Source organism: Bacillus sp. FSL K6-3458, from assembly GCF_038005045.1.
Taxonomy (GTDB): Bacteria; Bacillota; Bacilli; order Bacillales; family Bacillaceae; genus Bacillus; species Bacillus altitudinis.
Genome location: NZ_JBBOSI010000001.1, coordinates 3,665,270 through 3,689,366, shown reverse-complemented (window position 1 = coordinate 3,689,366; position 24,097 = coordinate 3,665,270). Strand labels below are relative to the sequence as shown.

Annotated in this window: 5 protein-coding genes; 4 read left to right on the top strand and 1 reads right to left on the bottom strand. The window is 45.2% G+C overall.

The features are described 5' to 3' along the window. Nucleotides 1-24: 24 nt before the first annotated feature. The 4 genes from MHH23_RS19420 to MHH23_RS19405 all read left to right on the top strand — a co-directional run bounded on the left by MHH23_RS19420 (nt 25) and on the right by MHH23_RS19405 (nt 23,022). Complete coding sequence (locus tag MHH23_RS19420) at nt 25-3,858, top strand: non-ribosomal peptide synthetase (protein ID WP_340960096.1); 3,834 nt, start codon at nt 25-27, stop codon at nt 3,856-3,858. A gap of 62 nt (nt 3,859-3,920) precedes the next feature. After that, complete coding sequence (locus MHH23_RS19415) at nt 3,921-14,063, top strand: non-ribosomal peptide synthetase (protein WP_340960094.1); 10,143 nt, start codon at nt 3,921-3,923, stop codon at nt 14,061-14,063. A 13-nt stretch (nt 14,064-14,076) separates the two neighbouring features. Beyond that, on the top strand, nt 14,077-22,275 hold the full coding sequence (locus MHH23_RS19410) for an amino acid adenylation domain-containing protein (RefSeq protein WP_340960093.1): 8,199 nt from the start codon (nt 14,077-14,079) through the stop codon (nt 22,273-22,275). 6 nt (nt 22,276-22,281) lie between these two features. Beyond that, entirely contained in the window at nt 22,282-23,022 is a 741-nt protein-coding gene (locus MHH23_RS19405) for a thioesterase II family protein (RefSeq protein WP_160758155.1), read from the top strand. 38 nt (nt 23,023-23,060) lie between these two features. Here MHH23_RS19405 and MHH23_RS19400 read toward each other — a convergent pair whose 3' ends face one another. Then, nucleotides 23,061-23,975 (bottom strand): DMT family transporter, encoded by a 915-nt coding sequence (locus MHH23_RS19400; RefSeq protein WP_024720178.1) that lies wholly within the window; start codon nt 23,973-23,975, stop codon nt 23,061-23,063. Between the last annotated feature and the right edge of the window lie 122 nt (nt 23,976-24,097).

The following is a 24,097-nucleotide window of genomic DNA, read 5'->3' as shown; positions in this document are numbered from 1 at the left end:
AGAAGGAAAGGAGGAATGAAATAGATGAGTCAATTTAAAAGGGATCAAGTTCAAGATATGTACTATCTGTCACCGATGCAAGAAGGAATGCTGTTTCATACCCTCCATCATCAAGAAAAAGGCTTTTATGTAGAACAAATGGATATGAACGTGAAGGGGACACTTCGGTCTGATCTTCTTGAGAAAAGCATGAATATCATCGTGGAACGGTACGATATTTTTCGTACCGTGTTCCTCCACGAAAAAGTGAAGCGTCCTGTCCAAGTTGTATTAAAGAATCGACCTTTCCAGCTTGATATTGTGGACATACAGGATCTTTCTGAAAGTGAACAGCTTGAACGTATCGATCGTTTTAAACAAAAGGATCAGCTAAGAGGATTTGATCTCTCGAAGGATCTGCTCATGCGGGCCTCTGTTTTTCAAACGGGTCCTTCAAGCTATCGCTGGATATGGAGCTATCACCATATCCTTCTAGATGGCTGGTGTTTTGGCCTAGTTGTACAGGAATTGTTTGCGATTTATCATGCACTTTTGCATGACATCCCTTACAGGCTGGAGCCAGTCAAGCCATATAAAGAATATATTCAATGGCTGGAAAAACAAGATAAACAAGCCTCACTTGAATATTGGACGCAATCTTTGGCGGGCTTTGAGGGGCAATCGACTTTTAAAGAACAACGAAAGCAAACAAATGAGCATGAATTAGGCGAAATCGAATGGGCCATGAGTAAAGAAGAAACAGCTGCTTTATCAGAGTTAGCCTTGCAGCAGAATGCCACGTTAAGCAGTGCGCTTCAATCGGTTTGGTCTATCTTACTCAGCAGGTATCAGCGCTCAAACGATGTGTTGTTTGGAACGGTTGTGTCAGGACGTCCGGCAGATTTGGCTGGTGTGGACCGGATGGTGGGATTGTTCATCAATGTCATTCCAAGACGAATTCAGCTGACAGACCAAATGACGTTCCGTTCTCTATTATCAGAAACGCAGCAGCAGTCTTTAGCGGCTGAACCGCACCAATATATCCCGATTTATGATATTCAGGCTAAAGCAGGTCAGCAGCAGCTCATTGATCATATTGTGGTGTTTGAGAATGTCCCTGCTGCAAAGAAAGACGAGCAGGAGTCACTGCTTGGCTTTACAGTAGAAGACATGAATGTCTATGAAAAATCGAACTATGATCTCAATTTACTTGCATCACCTGGGGAACGATTGCAGCTGAAGCTGGCCTTTAATCAGCGTGCATTTGATCCTGCATTTGTCCATAAATTAAAGGATCAGCTGACCCTTTTGATCAAAGGGACCATCAAACATCCAGATCAGTCAGTTCATACACTGACACTTGTGACTAAGCAGGAAAAGCAGCGAATGTTAGAGGAATGGAATGCACCTGAGCTGGAGCATGATCAGCTTTATTTGACAAAGTGGTTTGAACATAATGTCCGAAAACAGCCGAATGCAGTGGCATTATCAGCAGGTGATCACACGATGACATATGCGGAGCTGAACGAACAAGCCAATCGACTGGCAAGGCATTTGCAAAAAAATGGGGTCAATCATCAAACGGTGACCGCCATTTTAGCAGAGCGGACACCTGAACTCATTGTCAGCTTACTCGCTGTCTTAAAAGCAGGTGCCACCTATGTGTCGATTGATCCAGATTATCCAGAAAGCCGTATCCAATATATGCTGAAAGACAGCGGAGCGACGCATCTTCTGACTCATTCATCCTTTATCAGTCAGACGAGGTCACTCGCATTTGATGGCACGTATCTTTTTGCAGATGACCAAGAAATTTTACTGATGAGCTCAGAGAATCTGCCACTTGAAGCTGGTTTAGATGATACGGCATACATCATGTATACATCAGGAACAACCGGACAGCCAAAAGGCATCATGACGACCCATTCCAATATTGCCCGGGTGGTCAAAAATACGAATTACTTAACTATTTTAGAAACAGATACATTGCTGTCGTTATCAAATAGTGTATTTGATGGCTTTACATTTGATGTATATGGTGCGCTTTTAAACGGAGCAAAGCTTGTCCTGCCGCAAAAAGAAACCATTTTAGATATGGAGAAGCTCACTGAGCTGATAAAAGGTGAGCATATTTCTGTCATGTTTGTTCCAACCGCTTTATTCCATCTTCTCGTTGATGAAGGAACAGATTGGATGCGCGGTGTGCGTAAGGTGCTGTTTGGGGGAGAGAGGGCATCGGTTCAGCATGTGAGAAAAGCCTTTGATGTGATGGGAAAAGGCAGATTGTTGAATGTATACGGACCAACCGAATCAACGGTTTTTGCCACGTATTATCCGATAGATGAAGCGATCCCTTTAGAGTCACATTCTATTCCAATTGGGAAGCCGCTCAACCAGACGGGCGCTTATATATTGAGTGAGCACAGGCAGCTTCAGCCGATTGGAATGGTTGGAGAGCTTTGTCTGAGCGGCAAAGGACTGGCAAAAGGATATTTGAATCGTCCTGATCTGACAAAACAAGTGTTTATTCCTCATCCTTTCGCTTCGGGTGAGCGCCTGTATCGCACAGGGGATTTAGCTTACTTTCGAGAAGACGGTCTGATTGAGTATGCAGGCAGAATTGATGATCAGGTAAAAATTCGAGGACACCGAATTGAACTGACCGAAATTGAAGCCAACCTTCTCATGCACCCAGGTGTAAAACAAGCTGTACTCCTAGCGGATCATGATGAAACCAATCATACAAGGCTGCTTGCCTATATCACGTGTGATGATGCATGGAAAGGCAAACTCGATGACATCAAATCAAGGCTGAAAGAGCGTCTTCCAGCTTATATGCTGCCTCATGAGCTGATTGAACTGGAGAACCTCCCACTTACGCCAAATGGGAAGGTTGATAAACGCCAGCTACCAAAACCAGAGGCGCCGCAAGGAAACCGCCGTGTGAAACTGCCCGCAAATGAAGTGGAACAAAAGCTGTTGGTGATGTGGCGGGAAGTACTTGAACGAGAAGATATTAGCACAGATGACCATTTCTTTGAGCTTGGCGGACATTCTTTAAAAGCGATGTCTCTTTTGTCCAAAGTATCAAAAGAGTTTGAGGTTCAGGTGCCGATCCATTTGTTGTTTGAGACCCCGACGATTGAAGCGCTTAGTCATTATATTCAGCATCAGGACGGGGAAACCGCTGGCTATCTTGTATTCAATGAATCTCAAACATCAACAGTCTTTGCTCTTCCGCCGTTACCAGGCTACGGCTTTATCTATCAGGAAGCAGCAAAAACGCTTGATGATGTCCGGTTGATCGCCTTTGATTTTATTGAAACGAATAACCGAATGGCGCAGTACGTTCAGCATATTCAGCACCTTCAGCCAAAAGGGCCGCTGACGTTGATGGGGTACTCAGGCGGGTGTTACCTCGCCTTTGAGCTTGTTCAAGCGCTTGAACAAGGAGGGCGGACAGTCGAGAAGGTCATCATGATCGATTCCTATAAGAAAATTGGAGAAAGTGATTTAGAAGGGCGATCCATTGATGATGATATTGAAGCGATTGTTCATCAAACGAAACAAAGCGAACTTGCTCAAGGAGAGATCGTTCAAGAAGCGCTTGCCCAAAAGACGCGCGCCTACTATGAAACGTTTGTTAAGGGGGTGAATCAAGGCAAAATACAGGCAGATATTACGTTCATCCAATCTGAAGAACAAATAGCGATCCCGGACTGGATGGAAGAGTGGACACAGGCAACGGCCGGATCTTTTACCCAATACCAAGGCTATGGCCGGCATGCTGATATGTTTAAACATAAAGAATGTGCAGCTCAAAATGCAAAGCTGATCAAACATATTGTCAATCAAACAAATAGAGAACGAGTCTTGTAAACTTTAGATTAGGCAGGATGCAGCCTTGCAGTCCTGCCTAACAAAAAAGGAAAGGAACTCATATGAAACCATCAACCATTAACCAAACGAGTATACATGAATCAATGGATGCGATTTTACAAGATGTAAAGACAACCATTTTACAAACCAACGAAATCGAACGCTTCGCTGTTTTTTCACGTGAAAAAACCATTCGACCGCGGCCGTATCACCTCTCTCATTTATTTCTCGACAAGCACATTGAGCAGGAGGCCGCAGCGGAAGCGATACAGACGCAAACGGCTGTACCTGCTTTGGCCGACATGCCACCCGCTCTTTCTTATGGAGGGGATCTCGACGTCACACAAGGCGCACAGACCTTACAGGAAGTCTTAACAGAGGCTGCAAAAACGACAAATGGGCTTACGTATATCGTGAATAGCAAGAACGAACTCACACAATCTTATGCACAGTTACAAGGAGACGCCGAGAGGGTTCTGACTGGTTTAAGGGCACTGGGGCTTAAGGCAGGCGATCCTGTTTTCTTTCAATTCTCATCGAATCATGCCATGGTCACTGCCTTTTGGGCATGTGTATTAGGCGGATTTGTTCCAACGCTTGTGTCAGCTGCCCCAACCTATCGGGAGATGAATGCTGCAGTGAAGAAGCTTCATCATGCTTGGAAGCTGCTCGAGCATCCGCTCATCCTAACAGATGACTCACTGATCGAGGAGGTGCAAGGGTTAGCCTTATTGTGGCATACAGACCAATTACGTGTCGCAGCAGTTGAGCCGATGCTGACATTAGAAAGAGATACAGCTGCTCATCCTGCCGCGCCGGATGATTCCGTCTTCTTTATCTTAACGTCTGGAAGTACAGGGATGCCAAAGTGTGTAGAGCATTCCCATAGAAGTGTGCTGGCGAACGTCAAAGGAACAGTAGCAGCGAATCAATTTACACAAGAGGATGTCTCGTTAGACTGGATGCCTTTAGATCATATTGGTGGCATTGTGATGTTCCATCTTGTCAATGTGTACACAGGCTGCGAGCAGATTCGGGCAAGAACAGATGACTTTATCGCTCAGCCGCTGCGGTGGCTTGACTGGATGGACCGCTACCGTGCAACGAAGACGTGGGCACCTAACTTTGCATTTGCGATGATCAACGATTATGAGAAAGAGATTTCATCAGGGTCTTGGGATCTGTCGGCGATGACCTGCATGATCAATGGGGCAGAGGCGGTCGTTCCAAAAACCATCCACCGATTTCTACACCTGCTTGCTCCGCACGGCTTAAAGGGAGATGTGATTAGACCGGCTTTCGGCATGTCTGAAATCTCATCAGCGGTTGTTTTTTCCTTTGCGATTGAGCGTGGAGATGAAAACAGCGGGGTTCTGACCTTTGAGGAAACGTCGCTGACAGAGCAGCTAAGACCAGCAGAAGCACGTGAGACAGGAACCGTCAGCTTTACAGAGTTGGGCAAACCGATTCCAGGTATCACGATACGCATCGTCAATCATCAGCATGAGCTTCTTCCAGAAGATCATATTGGCCGTGTGCAAATAAAAGGCCCAACCACCATGAAGGGCTATTACCGGAATGACGAAGCGAATCAAGAAGTATTTCAAGCGGATGGCTGGTTTCACACGGGTGATTTAGGTTTCCTGCACGAAGGAAGGCTGACACTAACCGGTAGAGAAAAAGACATGATTATCATCAACGGGAAAAACTATCACAACTATGAAATTGAAGCCATAGCAGAGGAAGTACCGGGAATAGAAACGAGCTTTGTGGCTGCTTGTTCCGTCCGAATGGAGGCTTCTGCATCCGATGAACTGATTCTCTTTTTTACACCGAAGCTGTATGAGCCGGCTTATATTATGAGGGCAAGTCAGCACATTAAATCCCATATTGCAACAAAAATGGGCTTGTCTGCATCTCGCATCATTCCTGTCCAGAAGCATGCATTTCCCAAAACCAGCTCTGGAAAAATAGAAAGGGCACAGCTCAAGACAAGATGGCAAGAAGGCGAATTTGATGAAATGATCATGGAAATGGATATGAGACTTGAAAATGAACATACCTTGCCTGATTGGAGTTATCAAAAGAAGTGGATACCTGCTCCACTTGATGCAGCTGACAAGCAGATCATAGGGGACGTTGTGATCTTTGCAGATCCATTAGGACTGGCAGATCAATTGAAATCTTTTGCAAACAGTGAACAAACATACATTACGGTTGAACCGGGTCAAGCGTTCAAACAACTCACACACACTCACTTCATCATCCACCCGAATCGGCCGTCTGACTACGAACAACTCTTTGAGACGCTCCGTTCGTATGGCGTTTCGGTGAAACACATCATTCACCTTTGGAACTATACAAACCAAGAAGACAAGCTTTATGTGGCCAAGGCGAAACAAGCGCAGAAAATGGGCAGCATGAGTGCATTATTTTTAACAAAAGCCATTTCCGTCTATGAGGAGCAGGTGGCCATCACTTTTGTCTCAGCCCATGCGATGAATGTGCCGGAGGATCATATCCACGATGTAGAAAAAGCAACGACAGCCGGACTGATGACAGCAGTTCAGCATGAATGGCCGTTTATCAAGGTGCAATGTCTTGATTTTTCACTAGCAGAATCGGTATCTAGTCATTCCCATGCAATGGCGATTATGGCAGAACTCACACATGACCAAGACCGTCATGTCGCTGCTTATCGTCAAGGTGTTCGTTATATTCCCTTTTTAGCACCTCTTCATTTGGAAAAGGAACAGAAAAGGAAAGAGCCGCCATTTGAATCATCTGGGCTTTATGTCATAACAGGCGGGCTGGGCGGAATTGGACGTTTAGTCAGTGAACACCTACTGACATCTTATCAAGCACATCTCGTGTTGCTTGGAAGGAAAGAGAGAAAGGCACTTTCTAGTGACCAGCAAGAGACATTGTCTTTGCTAGAAAAGCAGGCAAAAGTGCATGGCGGCAAGGTTCTTTATGAGAAAACAGACATCACGGCTGAAAAAGAGGTGGAAGCGATCATCTCTAGACATGAGGTCGCTGGTAATCAAAGGCTGGATGGCATCATTCATTTCGCAGGTATCATTCAAGAAGAACTACTTGCTGATATGACATCTGTGTCTCTGAATGACATGTACGAAGCGAAGGTATATGGAACGATTGCGCTTCATGAAGCTGCCTCCAAACGCAGGAATGTTTTATTTCTTTCCAGCTCGTCAGCCCGAACGCTAAAGGGCGGTATGACTGTCGGCGCCTATTGCGCTGCCAATGAGTTCGTGGAACAATTTGCTCATTATCAGAAGCTGACATCTACAGTGAAGCCATATTGCTTTAGTTTCAGCATGTGGGACGAGATTGGCATGAGTGAAGGCTCCATGATAAAAGGCATTTTAAAAGAAAGAGGTTATCTTCCAATTTCAAAGCAGGCAGGCTTCCAAACGATGCTCGCATGTCTGATGACAGATGCTCCGCTCATTTATGCGGGATTGGATCGATCGAAGAAAGAGATTCACGAGATGATCCATGCGGATGCGGAGATGCAAACAGAGCAGACCTTTTACGTCTTTTTCAAAACGGATCAAACAAAGGCGGTGGAAGAGCGGCTGTATCAATCGATTCATACATGTTTACAGTCCCGTCTATCTGGTGAATATGCCGTGCATTTGTTTCCTGAGGAATATTGGAAAGAAACAGAAGATGGATCGCCAGACGAGGCATATTTTCATGAATTAATAGAGGAAAGCGGAATGGATGCAGACAACAGAGCACCTCACACAGAAACGGAGAAACTGCTCGCACACATTTGGTCAGAGCTGCTCGGTGTCTCAGATGTCAATTGCGGTGATCATTTCTTTCTACTAGGAGGTCATTCGCTGAAGGCGACGCAAATGCTGTCTGCGGTTAGGCAAAAAACAGGGTTTGACGTGCCGCTTGCTGTGTTGTTTGAACATACGAGACTCGGAGAATTAGCAGACTGGATCGATTCAAATGCCAAAGCAGATGAAGTGATTCCGATGAGAAAAATGGAGAAGGGTCAGGAAATTCCGATGTCTTATGCCCAGCAAAGACAGTGGTTCCTCTATCAATTAGAACCGGATCTGCCATTTTACAATAATACGATTTCGTTTCGGATGAATGGGCCTTTAGATATCAAGGTGCTTCTGGAAAGTCTGCATCATATGGTGGAAAGACATGAATCGCTCAGAACGTCCTTTACGATGAGCGGGGATGAACCGGTACAGGTCATTCATGAACAGATGGCCCTGCCAGAGCTTGAGGTGATGGACCTTTCAGGCATAGCGTCACAGGAAGAGAAAGAACAAAAAGCGTCTGAATGGGCGAAAGAAGAGGCATCCACACCTTTTCAATTAGAACACGAAGCGCTCTTTCGAGTGAAGCTGATTCGACTTTCATCCGCAGAGCATATCTTGCTTATGTCCATTCACCACATCGTGTCAGATGGCTGGTCGATTGGCATTGTTGCAAGAGAATTATCTGAGTGGTATACAGCGGCGATCGAAGGGCGGGAGCCTCACTTGCCGGCACTGCCTATTCAATATGCGGATTACGCACTGTGGCAGAAGGAGTATTTGACAGGAGAACCATTGCGTAAGCAGCTTGCCTATTGGAAGGAGCAATTTGCGGCGCCTGTTGAAGATTTGGTATTGCCGTATGATCATCCGCGGCCGGCCGTTCAATCCTACAAAGGGAAGACGAAAACATATCAACTGTCGAAGTCACTGTCTGAAAAGATTGATGAGCTATCTAAGAAAACAGACAGCACACTGTATATGACCTTGCTGTCGGCTTTCTCTACCCTTTTACATCGATTGTCTTCACAGGATGAGTTTGTCATTGGCTCGGTCATTGCTGGGAGAAATCGAACGGAAATGGAGCATTTAATCGGATTTTTCGTGAATACATTGGCGCTTCGGATCGACCATAGCGGGAATCCAGCCTTTACGGAATTATTAGAGCGAGTGAAGGAGACAACCGTCGGTGCTTATGCACACCAGGATGTGCCGTTTGAGATGGTGGTCGATGAATTGAATATTGTGCGTGATGCCAGTAAGCAGCCGCTGTTTCAGGTCATGTTTGTTCTGCAAAACTTACCGCTGGAAGCATCTCCAATGGGGGAGGCGACGTCGGTTTTAACCATTGAAGATAATGATACAGCGAAATTTGATCTCTCCCTGTTTGTGTTTGAAGGGGCTGAAGGCCTTCAGTTAAAACTGGAGTATCATGCGGATTTATTTTCTGATGACACGATGGAGCGATTCCTCGCATACTACGAGCACCTGCTTGAAAGCATTTGTGAAAATCCAGCGCAGCCGATCAGACAAGTGAATTTCCTGCCAGAGAAAGAAAAGCATCAATTGCTCTATGAATGGAGCGGCAAGACTGATCAACCAAAAGGTCCGCTACTTATGACAGAACGATTTGAAGCGCAAGTGAAAAAAACACCTCATGCAGTGGCGCTCGAGTTCAAAGGAGATGAGTGGACGTACCAGGAGTTACATGAGAAAGTCGATCGTCTTGCAGCCTATTTGCAGCAGCGAGGCGTGACGCCGCATGAACCAGTTGGACTGCTCATCGACAGATCGCCTGAAATGATTCTTGGGGTGCTGGCCATTGTGAAAGCAGGCGGGGCTTATGTGCCAATTGATCCTGAATATCCAGACGCCCGCATTGACTATATGCTGAGAGATACAGGGATTCAGCTTTTACTGACAAAAAATGAATGGCTGAAAAAAGTATCCATCCATCAAACGGAACTCATTTGTCTTGATCAAGGGTATGAAGAATTTTTACCAGAAGCAGAGGTCATGCCCGCTGCACTAAGACCTGATGGACTTGCTTATATCAATTACACATCGGGGTCAACTGGACAGCCAAAAGGAGTACTGATCCCGCATCAAGCGGTCGTCCGGCTTGTGTGTGAAACAGACTATGTCACCCTTGATGAACAAACGCGCATTTTACAAATCGCCAGCTTCTCTTTTGATGCATTTACGTATGAAATATGGGGAGCCCTTTTAAACGGGGGAAGGCTCATACTGACGGATCGAAATACCATTTTATCAATGGATACATTAGCGGAAGCACTAAAAACTCATCAGATTACAACAGGGTTCTTGACTGTGCCGCTGTTCAACCGTTTAACAGAAGAGCATCCAGAAGCTTTATCTGGACTTCATGCATTATTGGTCGGCGGAGATGCCTTATCAGCCGCTCATATCCGAAAAGCACTACCATATTTGCCTGAAGGGCTTTTAAATGGTTATGGACCAACAGAGAATACAACATTCTCCTGTGTGCATCACATTCGGGCACTGGAAGAAGATCAGGCGACGGTCCCGATTGGACAGCCTATTGCTTATTCACAAGCTTATGTATTAGATGACCAAATGCAGCCAGTTCCGCAAGGCGTCATCGGCGAAATTTATGTTGGCGGCACAGGGCTAGCACTTGGTTACCTTGGAGATGAAGAAAAAACAGCATCATCATTTATCCCGCATCCTTTCCAAGAAGGAGCGCGTTTATATAAAACTGGCGATATGGGCCGTTGGCTGTCAAATGGCATCATTGACTGTCTTGGAAGAATCGATCATCAAGTGAAAATTCGTGGACACCGCGTGGAATGCGGAGAAATTGAAGCCGCTATGCTGACATTTGATGACATCACAGAATGTGCTGTTATCCCGCATCAGCATGAGAGTGGTCATAAGCGATTGATCGGTTATTTTGTCCAAAAAGGCGGCATGACCACGCAAGACATTCGCCAAAACTTAAAAGACATTCTGCCAGATTATATGGTACCAAGCCTATTAATAGAGCTGGATGAATTACCGCTCACGCCAAATGGCAAGGTAGACCAAAAGCGTCTTCCGCCGCCAGAGTGGAGACAAGAAGAAGTAGAAACAGCCATTGACAAAGCAGCTACTGAGGAAGAACGTGTGTTAGAAAAAGTGTGGTCTCAGCTGCTAGGCGTTCCTTCTATTGGCGTCCATGATAACTACTTTGAGCTTGGCGGAGATTCCATTATTGTTATACAAATGGTGGCACGCTTAGCACAGGAAGGCTACGTCATCCAGCCGAGAGATGTATTTGAAAAACAGACCATCTCACAACTCGCACAAGTGATGAGAAAGGCAGAGGTCTCTATGGTCTATGATCAATCACCTGTGACAGGAGAGGTTCGTCTTCTCCCGATTCAATCTTGGTTCTTTGAGCAATCGATGACCAATCAAGATTATTGGAATCTATCGGCGCATATTGAAATGAAGCGATCTGTTCCACATGAACAGTTAACACAGGTTCTTTCAAAACTGGTCGATCATCACGATATGCTGAGAGCTATCTATACAAAAGAGGCAGATGGCACATGGATTCAAACCATTCGTGAGCCTGGTGTCACACCATGTGTCACATTCTTTGATGTGACGGATGTATCTCAGGAGGAAGCACGGGAACAAATCCGCTTGGAGACAAGTGCCTGTCAAGGAACATTGTCATTAGAGCGCGGAGAAGTGATCAAAGCGATTCTTTTTCATACAGGTGAAGACACGTCTGAGCTCTTTATTGCTGCACACCATCTCGTCATGGATGGCATATCATGGCGCATGATACAAGAAGATGTACTAAATGGATTGAAACAGCTTGCTGCTGGGCAGGACGTCGTACTTGCAAAGAAAACCGCCTCCTATAAGCAGTGGGCAGATGCCTTATATGAATATGCACAAACAGATCAATTACAAGCGCAGGCCTCTTTTTGGCAAAAAATCAAGGATCAAGAGGAAGAAGGTTCTCCTTTCCAACTGCCTGCGCTTTCTAATATAGAAGAACATGCAGAGATCCTGTCGGTTCAGCTCACAAAGGAACAAACAGATATGTTACTTAGACAGGCCTCACAAGCATACCGAACAGAGATTAACGATTTACTGTTATCAGGACTCACGCAAGCCATTGGAAAGCCAATGCTCATCACGTTAGAAGGGCATGGACGCGAGGATTTATTTGAACAGATGGATTTGTCACGGACAGTCGGCTGGTTTACAAGCTCTTATCCTATTTTTATTCCTTTTATACAAACCGATGTTGCAAGACAAATCAAAGACGTCAAAGAAACCTTACGAGCTGTGCCGCAAAAGGGAATCGGCTATGGTTTGCTTCAATACATGACAGAATCTCGTTTACTCAAAACGGTAACGCCGCAGATGAGTTTCAATTACCTCGGTCAGTTAGATCAGGCAGATGGCGAAGCCAAGCTTTATATAGCAGACGAACGAAATGGACATGTTCACGATCCGAAAGCAGAAAGACAGCATTTGATCGATGTGTATGGATATGTGACAGATGGTCAGTTGCAGATGAACTTTATGATCAATCGGGAACTGCTGCAAGATCAAGAGGTGCGGTTGTTACCTGAACGTTTTAAAGAAAAAATGGAGATCATCTTGACGCATTGTGTTGAAACGAGCGGCGGCTTTACACCATCTGATTTTCCAATGGTTCAGCTCACGCAAAAGCAAATAGATGAACTTCCAGACAATGTAGTCGATGTGTATCCGCTGTCTCCAATGCAGCAAGGAATGCTGTTTCATGCACTGCTAGATCAAGCCACACAAGCTTATTTTGGTCAGGTGCATATGACGCTCCAAGGCTTAACAAACGGTGATGCCTATGAACAAGCTTGGAACCTTCTTGTAGAACGTCATTCGATTTTGAGAACAAAATTCGCTTGGGAAGGGCTGAAGGAGCCTGTTCAGTTCATTCAATCAGAAGGAAGCATCCACCTCACTCAGCACGATGTGCGCCACCTGAGTGATGCGGAGCAAGAAGAGACAATCGAACACTTTTTAGTATCTGATCGTTCAAAGGATTTCAATTTAGACCATATAGATGAACCGCTGATTCGGATTGCTTTATTCCGTTGTGATGAGGAAAGATGCACGTTTGTCTTTAGTTTTCATCACATTTTAATCGATGGCTGGAGTTTGTTCAGTTTTATTCAGGAATCTTTTGCGCTGTATCGCTCTCTTGTGGATGAACGAGAGATCAGTCTTTCTACAGTCCGTCCATATAAAGATTTTATCGAATGGCTGCAAAAGCAGGATCAAGAGAAGGCGCAAGAATTCTGGCAGCGTTATATGTCAGGCGTAGAGGAAGCGACACCGCTTCCAGGAGACGGCGAAGAACATGCTTCAGACCAAGAAGCAAGCATGGCGCAGTCCAGCGTCAAATTGACGCCAGAGATGCAGCAGAAGCTGGAGAAGTTGACTGGCAAGCAGAAGGTCACGATGAGCACACTGATTCAATCAGCGTGGGGACTGCTTTTGCACCTTCATTCGGGCGCAGAGGATGTCATATTTGGGGTGACCGTATCTGGCCGGCCAGCCGACTTACCAGAAGTGGAAAGCATGACAGGGCTCTTTATTAACACATTGCCGCTTCGTCTACCGATCCATTCGGACTGGACGATTGCGCGATTGCTCGCCCATACACAGGAAACCGTTTTTCAGATGAGAGAATACGAGTATACCGTATTGCCAGATATTCAGCAGATGACGGAAATACCAAATGGAGAGGCATTGTTTCACAGCATTGTCGTGTTTGAAAACTATCCGATTGAGTCCATTGAGGCGTATGGCGTACGCATTTTAGACATCGCCAGTCATGAAGAAACAAATTATGACTTAACCCTTGTCGCAGTGCCGGGAGATACGCTGGAGCTTCGGATCACATACAACTTAAATCAATATACAGAAAAGCAAATACAAACGCTGATGCAGCAGCTGATTCACACACTTGAAGCCATGACAGAACAAGTGGATACACCGCTATCTTCCTTCACACTTGTGACAAATGAGGAAAAAGAGCGGATGATCAGTGATTGGGCGAAAAACGCACATGTCAGCGTGCTATACCCAGACCAAGAAGAAGTTTATGCAGGCGTACATGATCCTGCCTATGAAACGGAAATATATGTCCTGAATGAAGAACATCAGCTCATGCCGATTGGATTTCCTGGAGATATTTTTATCGGCGCCAAAGAGATCAAAGCACTTTTTGGAGAGCTAGCCGATTGGATGGAGGCGCATAAAATTCCGCATCCATTCAAACATCAAACAGGCGAATACCTTTATCCGACAGGGGATGTCGGCGTTTGGACGGAAGAAAGCAAGATTCAGATTTTGGATTGGATGTAGGAGGAGAAGAAGAATGCTAGTTAGAAGACGAAAAGGAAATGCAGCAAATCATATTGTCAGGATCAATGGAAAACGAATCGATCTCAAAGCATTAGAGAAAGTCTTCATGCTTCACTTTCCACTAAAGGAATGTGCGCTCATCCCGAAGAAAAATCAAGAAGGAGGCCTATCGCTTGTGCTGTTTGCACAGGCGAAGGACCCTTCGCTGACAAGAGAGGATTTGATGAAAGGACCACTTCATCCTGATGAAGTGCCAGCCGCACTCGTCCTCGTCCCTTCCTTGCCGCGAAAAGAAAGTGGAGCGGTCGATACCGAGGCGCTGCCTGCCATTAACGTACTAGATGAAGAGGAACGAAGAAAGATAGAAGAGCGCACGAAAGCCATAGATGGAGTAGAGGAAGCAGCCGTTTTGATAGAGAGACAGACAGAAAAACAAACACCCTATCATTTAGATGACCTCTTCCCAGATAGACAGCGTACAAATGGAAACGAATCGTTTTCAAAAGATGAAGTCAGTCAAACCATACAATCCTCCGTACAAGAAAAACCACCAGCTCTTGTTTATGGAGGTGATGTGATCAGAAAACCAGGTACACCAGTCACATTGACAGAGGTATTGATCCGAGCCGCCTTTATGTCACCAAATCGCGGAGTCACGTATCTCAAAGAAGGCGGTCATGAGGTGATCCAGACTTACCCGGAATTACTCACAGGAGCGGAACGTGTCCTATCTGGATTAAGGGCAGCCGGACTTTCAAACGGCGATCAAGTGCTGCTTCAATTGAAAGACCATCAAGATTTTATCACGGTATTCTGGGGCTGTATTCTCGGTGGAATCATTCCAACCCCAGTCTCTGTACCACCTGTGTATGATGAAATGAATCAAGGTGTGAACAAGCTCAAGGGCGTATTTCAGCTTCAAAATGAGCCATTCATTATTACAAATGAAGCGAGTGCTGAGGACATTGCAGGGCTGCGAGAAACGTTTGAAGCAAAAGCGATTCCGATTTTAACAATCGAAACATTACTTGCCTGTGACCCAGATGAACAGCATTATGAACCAGAGCCGGATGAGCCTGTGCTTCAGCTGCTGTCCTCAGGAAGTACGGGTGTGCCAAAGTGTATCCGGCACAACCATCAAAGCATTTTATCTAGAATCATTTCCTTTGAGCAGGCAAATGGTTTCACGCATGAGGATGTATCAATGAACTGGATGCCGCTTGATCATGTAGGTGGCATTGTCATGTTTCATGTCCATGATGTCTACCTCGGCTGCCAGCAAATTAGTCCATCCATTGATCAATTTATCGAACGGCCGATGGTGTGGCTGGATTGGGTAGAAAGATACGGTGTCACAAGGACGTGGGCGCCAAACTTTGCCTTTGCGATGATGAATGAATATGAAGACGACATTCTCAAAGGGAGCTGGGATCTCTCCACCTTGACCTATATCATGAACGCCGCCGAAGCAGTTGTTCCTAAAGTGACGCAGCGTTTCATGCACATCATGGGTGAGCACGGATTAAGCCGCCATGCGATGGTGCCGGCTTATGGCATGTCAGAAACATCATCAGCCATTGTCCAGTCAAAAGAATTCATGCGTCATGATGATCAGGGTGGACAACTGACCATTGATCAGACCTCATTAACAAGTGAGATTCAATATGTGACGCACGATCATCCGCACAAGATGACTTTTACAGAAGTCGGTGCACCCATCCCTTCTGTATGGATTCGGATTGTCGATGAGCATCACCAAGTGCTGCCAGAAGATCAAGTCGGCCGCTTGCAGGTGAAGAGTCCAACGATTATGATGGGCTACTATCAAAATGAGGAAGCCAATGAAGAAGTATTTGCGGAAAACGGCTGGTTTCATACAGGAGATTTAGGATTTATTCATGAAGGGCGCCTAGTCCTCACAGGACGGGAAAAGGATATCATCGTCATCAACGGAGCGAACTATTTGAATTACGAAATTGAAGCCGTTGTGGAAGAAGTTGAGGGGGTTGAAGTCACCTTTGCCGCTGCTTACGGCATTTACAATCCCGAATCAAGTAATGACACACTCGCCATCTTTTTTGTCACGCAGAAGGATTCGATAGAGGATCAAATCACAATGATTCAGCAGATTAGAGAGAGCATCATTCGCAAAATGGGAATCGAACCTGACCATATCATTCCGGTGAAAAAAGACCAATTTCCGAAAACAGAAAGCGGAAAAATCCAACGTGCCCAACTAGGTGCGGCACTGAAAGATGGGGTATTTCATGACATTGAACGTGCACTTGATCTTGCTTCGGAAAATGAACAAACCCTCCCAGATTGGTTCTTTAAACGTATTTGGGTAAAAGAGAATATCGGTCCATCTCAGCCAGTATCCACTGATCATGTACTCGTATTTGAGGATGAAAAAGGGCTTTATCAATCGCTTTATACACAATTTGAACAAATGAACCTGCCTTATGTTTCTGTGAAAAAGGGTTATGAATTTTTACGCCTGTCAAAAGGGATGTATCAGATGAACCCTCGAATCAAGGGGGATTACGTCAGGCTTGTGGCGGCGCTTGAAGCCGATGAATTAAAAATTGACCGTATGCTCCACTTGTGGAATGTATCAGACAGGGAGATGATTGCGAGCCCTGCGCAGTTCAAAGAACTGAATGCAAGCACTAGCCAATCCATTTTGTATTTGTATCAAGCATTGAGACAAGCAAATAAAGAGCCGATGCGTCTCGTTGTTGTCACAAAAGGTGGTCAATTTGTAAAACCGCAAGATGAGCTTCATGTGGAGAAAACGTCTCTTGCCGGATTATTAAAAACCATCCCGCAAGAATGGGAAGGGGCAGAAGTGTCTCACCTTGATATTGAAGCGGAGAATGTGGAACAGGATGCCAAGCATATTACGGACGAACTAGGTGCGATTCATTTGAAAGCAGAAGTGTCTTACCGGCATGACCAGCGCCTCGTACCAAAGCTGGAAAAAGTGAATATGATGACGGCACCTCAGACAGAAGGGTTTTTAGAATATGAAGGCTTGTACTTGCTGACTGGCGGGCTTGGCGGTATTGGATTTGAACTGTCTAAGCAAATGCTCCAATTTGGCTTGAAGCTCGTGTTAATTGGACGAACATCCCTTGAAGAAGACAGAGAAAAAGAGGCGTCATTCTCACAACTGAAAGATCAGGGAGACGTTCTTTATGTACAAGCCGATGTGACGAATTTATGTGACGTCGAGCGGGCGATTTATGAAGCAGAAAAGCATTTCGGACAGTCGATCCGAGGAGCGCTTCATTTAGCCGGTGCTGGCAATGTATCTGAGCACTTTCAGCATGTGGATACGTACACACTGGCTCATACAACAGAAGAAGATTTCGTCAAAGAACTTTCAGGGAAGGCAGATGGTGCTTGGGTGCTGCAAGAAGCCTTCAAGCATGATCCGTCAGTTCCACTCGTCTTTTTTGGATCAGTAAATGGCTTTTTTGGCGGCACCACATTTGGCGCATATTCTGCGGCGAACAGCTTTTTAGATGGACTCGCACATACTCTTACCTATCATGAGGGAAGAAGAGCGATTTCGTTGAATTTCAGCATGTGGGATAATCTTGGTTTGTCTAAGGGACATACTGGGGCTGCGTTAACCGTTCGCAAGGGCTTTCAATTGATTGGAAAAAAACAAGGACTCCATTCATTATGTCTAGGTGTTCGGCTGAATGAAGCGCATCTATTTATTGGCCTAGATGGGGCGAATCAAGAAATCGCTGAACATCTTCAACCAGCACCGATACCACATTTTGAAAAGAAACTGTACTATACGGTGCAATCAGGCAAAGAAGTGGATGCTGACAAGATCACAGGAATCATAGAGGGGAAATGGGACATCAGGCAAGTGGAAGATATACCGAAAAAACAAGATGGCTCTATTGATCACGAAGCCCTCAAACAGTTCCATCACAAACACGCACAGCCGTTTGAAAAGCAATTGCCAGAAACGAAGACAGAGCAGGTGCTTGCGGCCATCTGGGAGGATATTTTAGAAGTCGATCGTGTGTACAAAGAGGATCAATTCTTTGACCTTGGTGGACATTCATTAAAGGCCACTCAAACGATTTCTCGTATTAATCATGAGTTTTCAATAAAGGCACCGCTAAAAATATTATTTGAAAGCAAGAATCTGGCACACTTGGCACAAATGGTCGATGACATCAATGGAGCACCAGCTATTCAGGAAGCCAGCATTCCAAAGCTGGAAAAACGAACAAGCTATGAACTGTCACACGCTCAAAAGCGAATTTGGTTCTTATCTACATTAGAAAAGAGCCATCATTACAATATATTAGGTGCTTGGAAGCTGATGGGCCAATTACACATCCAAACGTTAACAAAGGCGATCGGTCTCTTAACAAAACGTCATGAAGCACTGCGCGCAACATTTCAAACCATTGGCGGCAAGCCGGTTCAAGTCATCCGTGAAGATCTTCCGCCATCAGTAACCGTTGCGAACTTCTCATTATTTAATGAAAAAACAAGAGCGAGAAGATTGGAACAGCTGATCCAGCAAGAGGCGAACCGCATCTATGACTTAGAACGGGGACCGCTTGCACAATGGACAATTGTTGATATGGGGAAAGAGGAATATTACTTGCTTTGTGCGCAGCATCATATCATTTCCGATGCATGGTCGCTCAGCCTGCTTATTCAAGAATTAGAAGTCGTGTATGGTGCGCTATTATTAGAGAAAACGCCTGAGCTACCTGCACTTGAGATTGAATGGACCGATTATGTTCATTGGGAGAATGAGCAATTAAAGAACCACCATGAGGCTCAGAGCTATTGGCTAGAAACGTTACAAGGAGAGTTGCCGGTATTAGAGCTCCCGTTTGACCGTCCTCGTCCGCCGGTTCAAACATTTAATGGGGCTACAGAACAAATCGTGATAGATGAACCGCTTGTTCGTCGTTTACATGCCTTGTCGAGGCAGCAGGGGACAACACTATTTATGACGATGTTGTCAGCCTATTATGTCCTGCTTCACAAGTTGTCTGGACAAACAGATGTCATTGTTGGATCGCCTATCGCTGGGCGTGATGTCGAACAATCAGAGAAGCTGGTCGGCATGTTTGTCAATACATTGGCGCTGAGACAGGACGTTTCAAAAGCCGATACCTTTGCCGATTTACTGGCAAAGGTGAAAGAAATGACGTTAAAAGCCTTTGAGCATCAGCATTATCCATTCGACAAGCTTGTGGATGACCTTTCAATGGATAGAGACCTAAGTCGTTCACCAATTTTCCAAGTCGCCATGGGGTATGTCACTGATTCGCTGGATATCAACCTAAAAGGACTGACATCGGAACAAGTGATGGTCCATCATACCGTCTCTAAATTTGATCTCACCTTGCATGTATTTGAGCAGGAGGACAAGCTGTCTATCCATGTGGAATATAATACGGATTTATTTGAGCAAGAAACGATCCACCGTATGATGAATTATTATCTCAATCTGTTAGATGGCATGACGGCTCAGCCTGAACGGACATTTGCTGACTTTTGCGTCATGGACAAAACAGAACAGAATGCCATGATCATAGGGAAAAATCAAACTGACACGCCTTATCCAAAGCGTACGCTGCAAGAATTATTTGAAGAACAAGTGCAGCGTGACCCGCACCGGATTGCTGTATCTTATATGGAAGAGCATATGACGTATCAAGATTTAGACGAGAAAGCGACAAAACTGGCTGCCTATTTACAGTCAAAGGGCGTTGGACCAGGTTCACTTGTCCCGATGCTGTTTGATCGTTCGTTTGACATGATGGTCTCAGTTCTAGGGATCGTCAAGTCGGGTGCTGCTTATGTACCGATGTCACCTGAGTATCCAGATGCCCGCATCGGTCTGATCGTTCGCGATACACAAAGCGATATCATCTTAACCCAGTCGCATCTGATCAATCGTTTAGACGATCTGAGCGGCACAAAGATTGAAATGGACAAGCCGTTACCAGAAACAGACGCAGTGTATCAAAGGGAAAAATCGATTGTAGGAGAAGACCAGCTTGCCTATGTTAACTACACTTCAGGCTCAACAGGCACACCAAAAGGCGTGATGCTTCCTCATGCAGGTGTGGTCCGCTTAGTGAAAGAAACAAACTATATTGAGCTTGGTTCAGAAGATAAAATGCTTCAGCTGTCTAACTATGCATTTGATGCCTTTACCTTTGAATTATGGGGAATGCTGCTCAATGGCGGTCAGCTGGTTCTGATCCCGAAATATGCTGCTCTGAATATGGACGAATTAACTCGTTTAATCAAAACGCATCAAGTCACAGCCAACTGTTTGCCAACTGCATTATTCAACCGGCTGATTGAGCATGATCCAAAAAGTGTGGCTGGATACCGTACATTACTCGTTGGCGGAGAAGCCATGTCTAGTGAGCATGCACGAAAGGCATTGCCACATATGAAGGGTGTGCTGATCAATGCTTACGGTCCAACAGAAAACACAACATTAGCGACCACTTATCAAGTCACACACGTACCCGAGGATGCAAGATCAGTGCCAATCGGTGTGCCAGTCGCCAACTCAACGGTTGTCATACTAGATGATCATCTCAATCCAGTACCTACAGGCGTCAAAGGAGAAATCTATATCGGCGGAACAGGGCTGGCAAAAGGATATCTGCATGACCCAGAGCGCACGCAGGAGCGGTTTATTGACAATCCATTCCCGGCATTAAAAGGGGACAAACTGTATCGTTCCGGTGACCTAGGGAAATGGCGGTCTGATGGCAGTATTGAATACCTTGGCCGAAAAGACAACTTGGTCAAAATTAGAGGCTACCGAATTGAATGTGGAGAAATTGAGACAGCCCTGCTCAAACACCCACAAGTAAAAGAATGTACCGTCATTGCTAAAACGTACGGCAGCTCAAAACGGCTGGCAGCCTACCTTGTCACAGATGGGGGAGAGCCTGTTCCCGGATGGAAAGCATTTTTACAGGAAAGCCTGCCAGGCTATATGATTCCAAGTTACTTTATCGTACTTGACGCAATTCCTGTCACAACAAATGGGAAGGTCGATCAAAAAGCATTGCCGGAGCCGACAGACGCAGTCTCTTCCTCACATGAAGACGATCAACCGGCAACAGAAACACAGCAGCTGATTGTGACAGCTTTCAGTGAAGTGCTTGGTGTCAAACGAGTAGGAATTCATGATTCATTCTTTGATTTAGGTGGAGATTCCATTATGAGTATTCAAGCCGTTGCCAAATTAAAAGAAAAGGGTGACCGTGTTGATCCGAAATGGATTTTCATGCACCCAGAGCCAGCGCAGTTAGCGGCATATTTGGACACAGTGCCAGAAACAGGCGAGCCTGTCGAAAGAGCGCCGAAAGACTATGTGATCGAGTTGAAAAAAGGGGATCTGGCTGAACCGAGAATTTTCTTTGCACCGCCTGCTGGTGGAACGGTGATGGGGTATATCGATGTGGCCAAGCTCATGACACATGAAGGAGCTGTTTACGCCTTGCAGTCTCCAGGCTTGTATGAGGATGAAGAACCACAATTCCTTCATTATACAGAGCTTGTCACCATTTTTATTGAAGCCATTGAAACATTCTATCGACCAGGCATTGATTATTTGGCAGGGCATTCCATGGGCGGACATCTTGCTTACGGAATGAATCAGAGACTCTGTCATGCAGGAAAAGCGCCAAAAGGATTGATCATTTTAGATACGGTTCCGGTATTAAGAGATGAGGCAGATCAAGCGCTTCATGCCGATATGAACGAAGAAGAAGTGAAAATGCTGGCCCTCGTCCTAGGTATGGGGAACCTCGTCGGCATCAAACCAGAAGCATTACAAGGGCTCAGCTTCCAAGAAGTGAAGCAGAAAATTCTCAAAGAAGCAGAAAAGGATGAAGTCGTTCATCAATTTATGAATGATCACTATTTAGATAAATACTTGCAAATGCAGACTCATAACACCATCATGTCACAAGCCATTGAATTAGAAAAAGACCCATTCTCTGTGCCGTTTTATATTATACAAAGCAGCGATCACGCCACAGATTTCCAGAAGAAATTTGCCGATTGGGAAGCTTACACGAGAGAAACGTGCTCGTATTATCAAATAAAAGGCGACCATGTGACCATGATGAAAAGACCGCAGGCAGATCAACTTGCGCAGATTCTTGAAACGATCGTAAAGGGGTAAGGACGTATGAACCAATTATTTAAAACCTTTGAAAAAAAATCAGATCTCATTCAGCTTATTTGTTTTCCTTTTGCAGGCGGATATTCCGCCTCTTACCGTCCGCTCTTTGAACAGCTGAAGGACACGGCCGAAGTGACAGCAGCAGAACCTCCGGGTCATGGAACGAACCTCATGCCGCTTGAAACAAGCATTGACCGGCTGGCTGAATTGTATAAAGAAGGACTGACAGGCAAATTAAACCGTCCATTTATTTTGTTCGGACATTCCATGGGCGGACTTGTGGTGTACAGGCTGACTCAGTTGCTAGAAAGGGAAGGCATCGATCCGGCAGCAGTTGTCATTTCTGCCATTCAGCCGCCGCAAACCAAAAGACAAATATTGACCCATTTATCGAATGAAGCATTTGTTCAGCATATTGCTGAAATGGGCGGGATTCCAAAAGAATTGTTAGAGAACAAGCCAATGATGGATTACTTTACACCATCCTTACGTGCCGACTATCAAGCATTAGAATCCTTCCAGCACACAGACAAAACAATCATTGAATCACCCGTTTATTTATTGAACGGAAAGCAAGATAAGAAATGTATTGAAGACGCAGACGGCTGGCTAACATGGGCAAACGCCATCGAACGCACTGATTTCGAAGGAGGCCACATGTATATCAACACACACCTCGAGCAGTTCGCAGAACATATGAGGCATGTCATTGAGCAGACAACAAAAAGGCAATTCATCAGCCAATAAAAGAAAACAACGGCCCCGTCAAACGAGGGCCGTTTTCTTTATGAATTCCCCTTCCTCACCACATTCCCGCCAATCACTCCGCCAATAACGAGCACAGCCCCGATGAGGTGAACCATATCAATCGTTTCATGTAAAATAAGGACGCCAGCGGCAATGGTAATGAAAGCAGAAAGATTGTTAAAGATACTCACCTTTGCTGCTTCAAGGTGGGAAAGAGCATAGTTTGATAAATACGCTGTGAGCAGTGAAGAGAGAATGCCTAAAAAGAGCATAGACCATACAAAGGATGGCTGCGTAAACGGACTGAAAAACTGCGGTAGTGTAGCATTTACCGAGTGCCGAATGAGAGCAGCAGCATTAAAGAAGACAAATCCAAAGAATGTCATCACGAAAGTCAGTTCAATGACATGGAATCGCCGTGTCATCACCCTGGCAAATACGCTATAGGCACTGGATGATAAGGCTGAAAGTAAGATCAGCACATAACCAATGAGATGAGAATGTTTCACATCAATTCCCTTCACCACAAAGAGGAGCATCACCCCGGACACAGAAAGAATGGTAAACAGCACCTGAATCGAGGTAGGGCGTTCCTTTAAACACCATGCTGCAAGCACCATTGTCAAAATAGGGATGGTCGCCTGAATAATGCCGGCCTCTGATGAAGAGGTAAACATCAGCCCCCACACTTGAAATGCAAAAAACAACACAGGATAAAGCAAGGAAAATGGCACAATGTAAATGAGATCACGCCATTGAATGGAAAAACGGTACTTTTTTCGTAAAAATGGAAATAACAAAAGAGCGGCTGCGAAAGAAACAGTAAATCGGTGTGCTAATACATCAATTGGATTCGCTGATGCTAAGGCCACTTTGACAAACAAGAATGAAAAACCAATAATACAGGCGTATGCGATCGAAGCAGCATACGCTTTTTGTTTTGACATATCCATCAGAATTCTCCTTACACGAGCATGCATGCTTCAGTTGAATTGACCGGTTCTGTCTTTTTATCGTAAACGGATCAAGTAAAGTGTACAATAAGAGTTATTCATATCTGTACCGGTACAAGGAG

Bases quoted from the DNA above. Each gene is read 5' to 3' on its own strand.
- MHH23_RS19405 (WP_160758155.1), top strand. From the start codon at position 22,282: ATGAACCAATTATTTAAAACCTTTGAAAAAAAATCAGATCTCATTCAG.
- MHH23_RS19400 (WP_024720178.1), bottom strand. From the start codon at position 23,975: ATGGATATGTCAAAACAAAAAGCGTATGCTGCTTCGATCGCATACGCC.
- MHH23_RS19420 (WP_340960096.1), top strand. From the start codon at position 25: ATGAGTCAATTTAAAAGGGATCAAGTTCAAGATATGTACTATCTGTCA.
- MHH23_RS19415 (WP_340960094.1), top strand. From the start codon at position 3,921: ATGAAACCATCAACCATTAACCAAACGAGTATACATGAATCAATGGAT.
- MHH23_RS19410 (WP_340960093.1), top strand. From the start codon at position 14,077: ATGCTAGTTAGAAGACGAAAAGGAAATGCAGCAAATCATATTGTCAGG.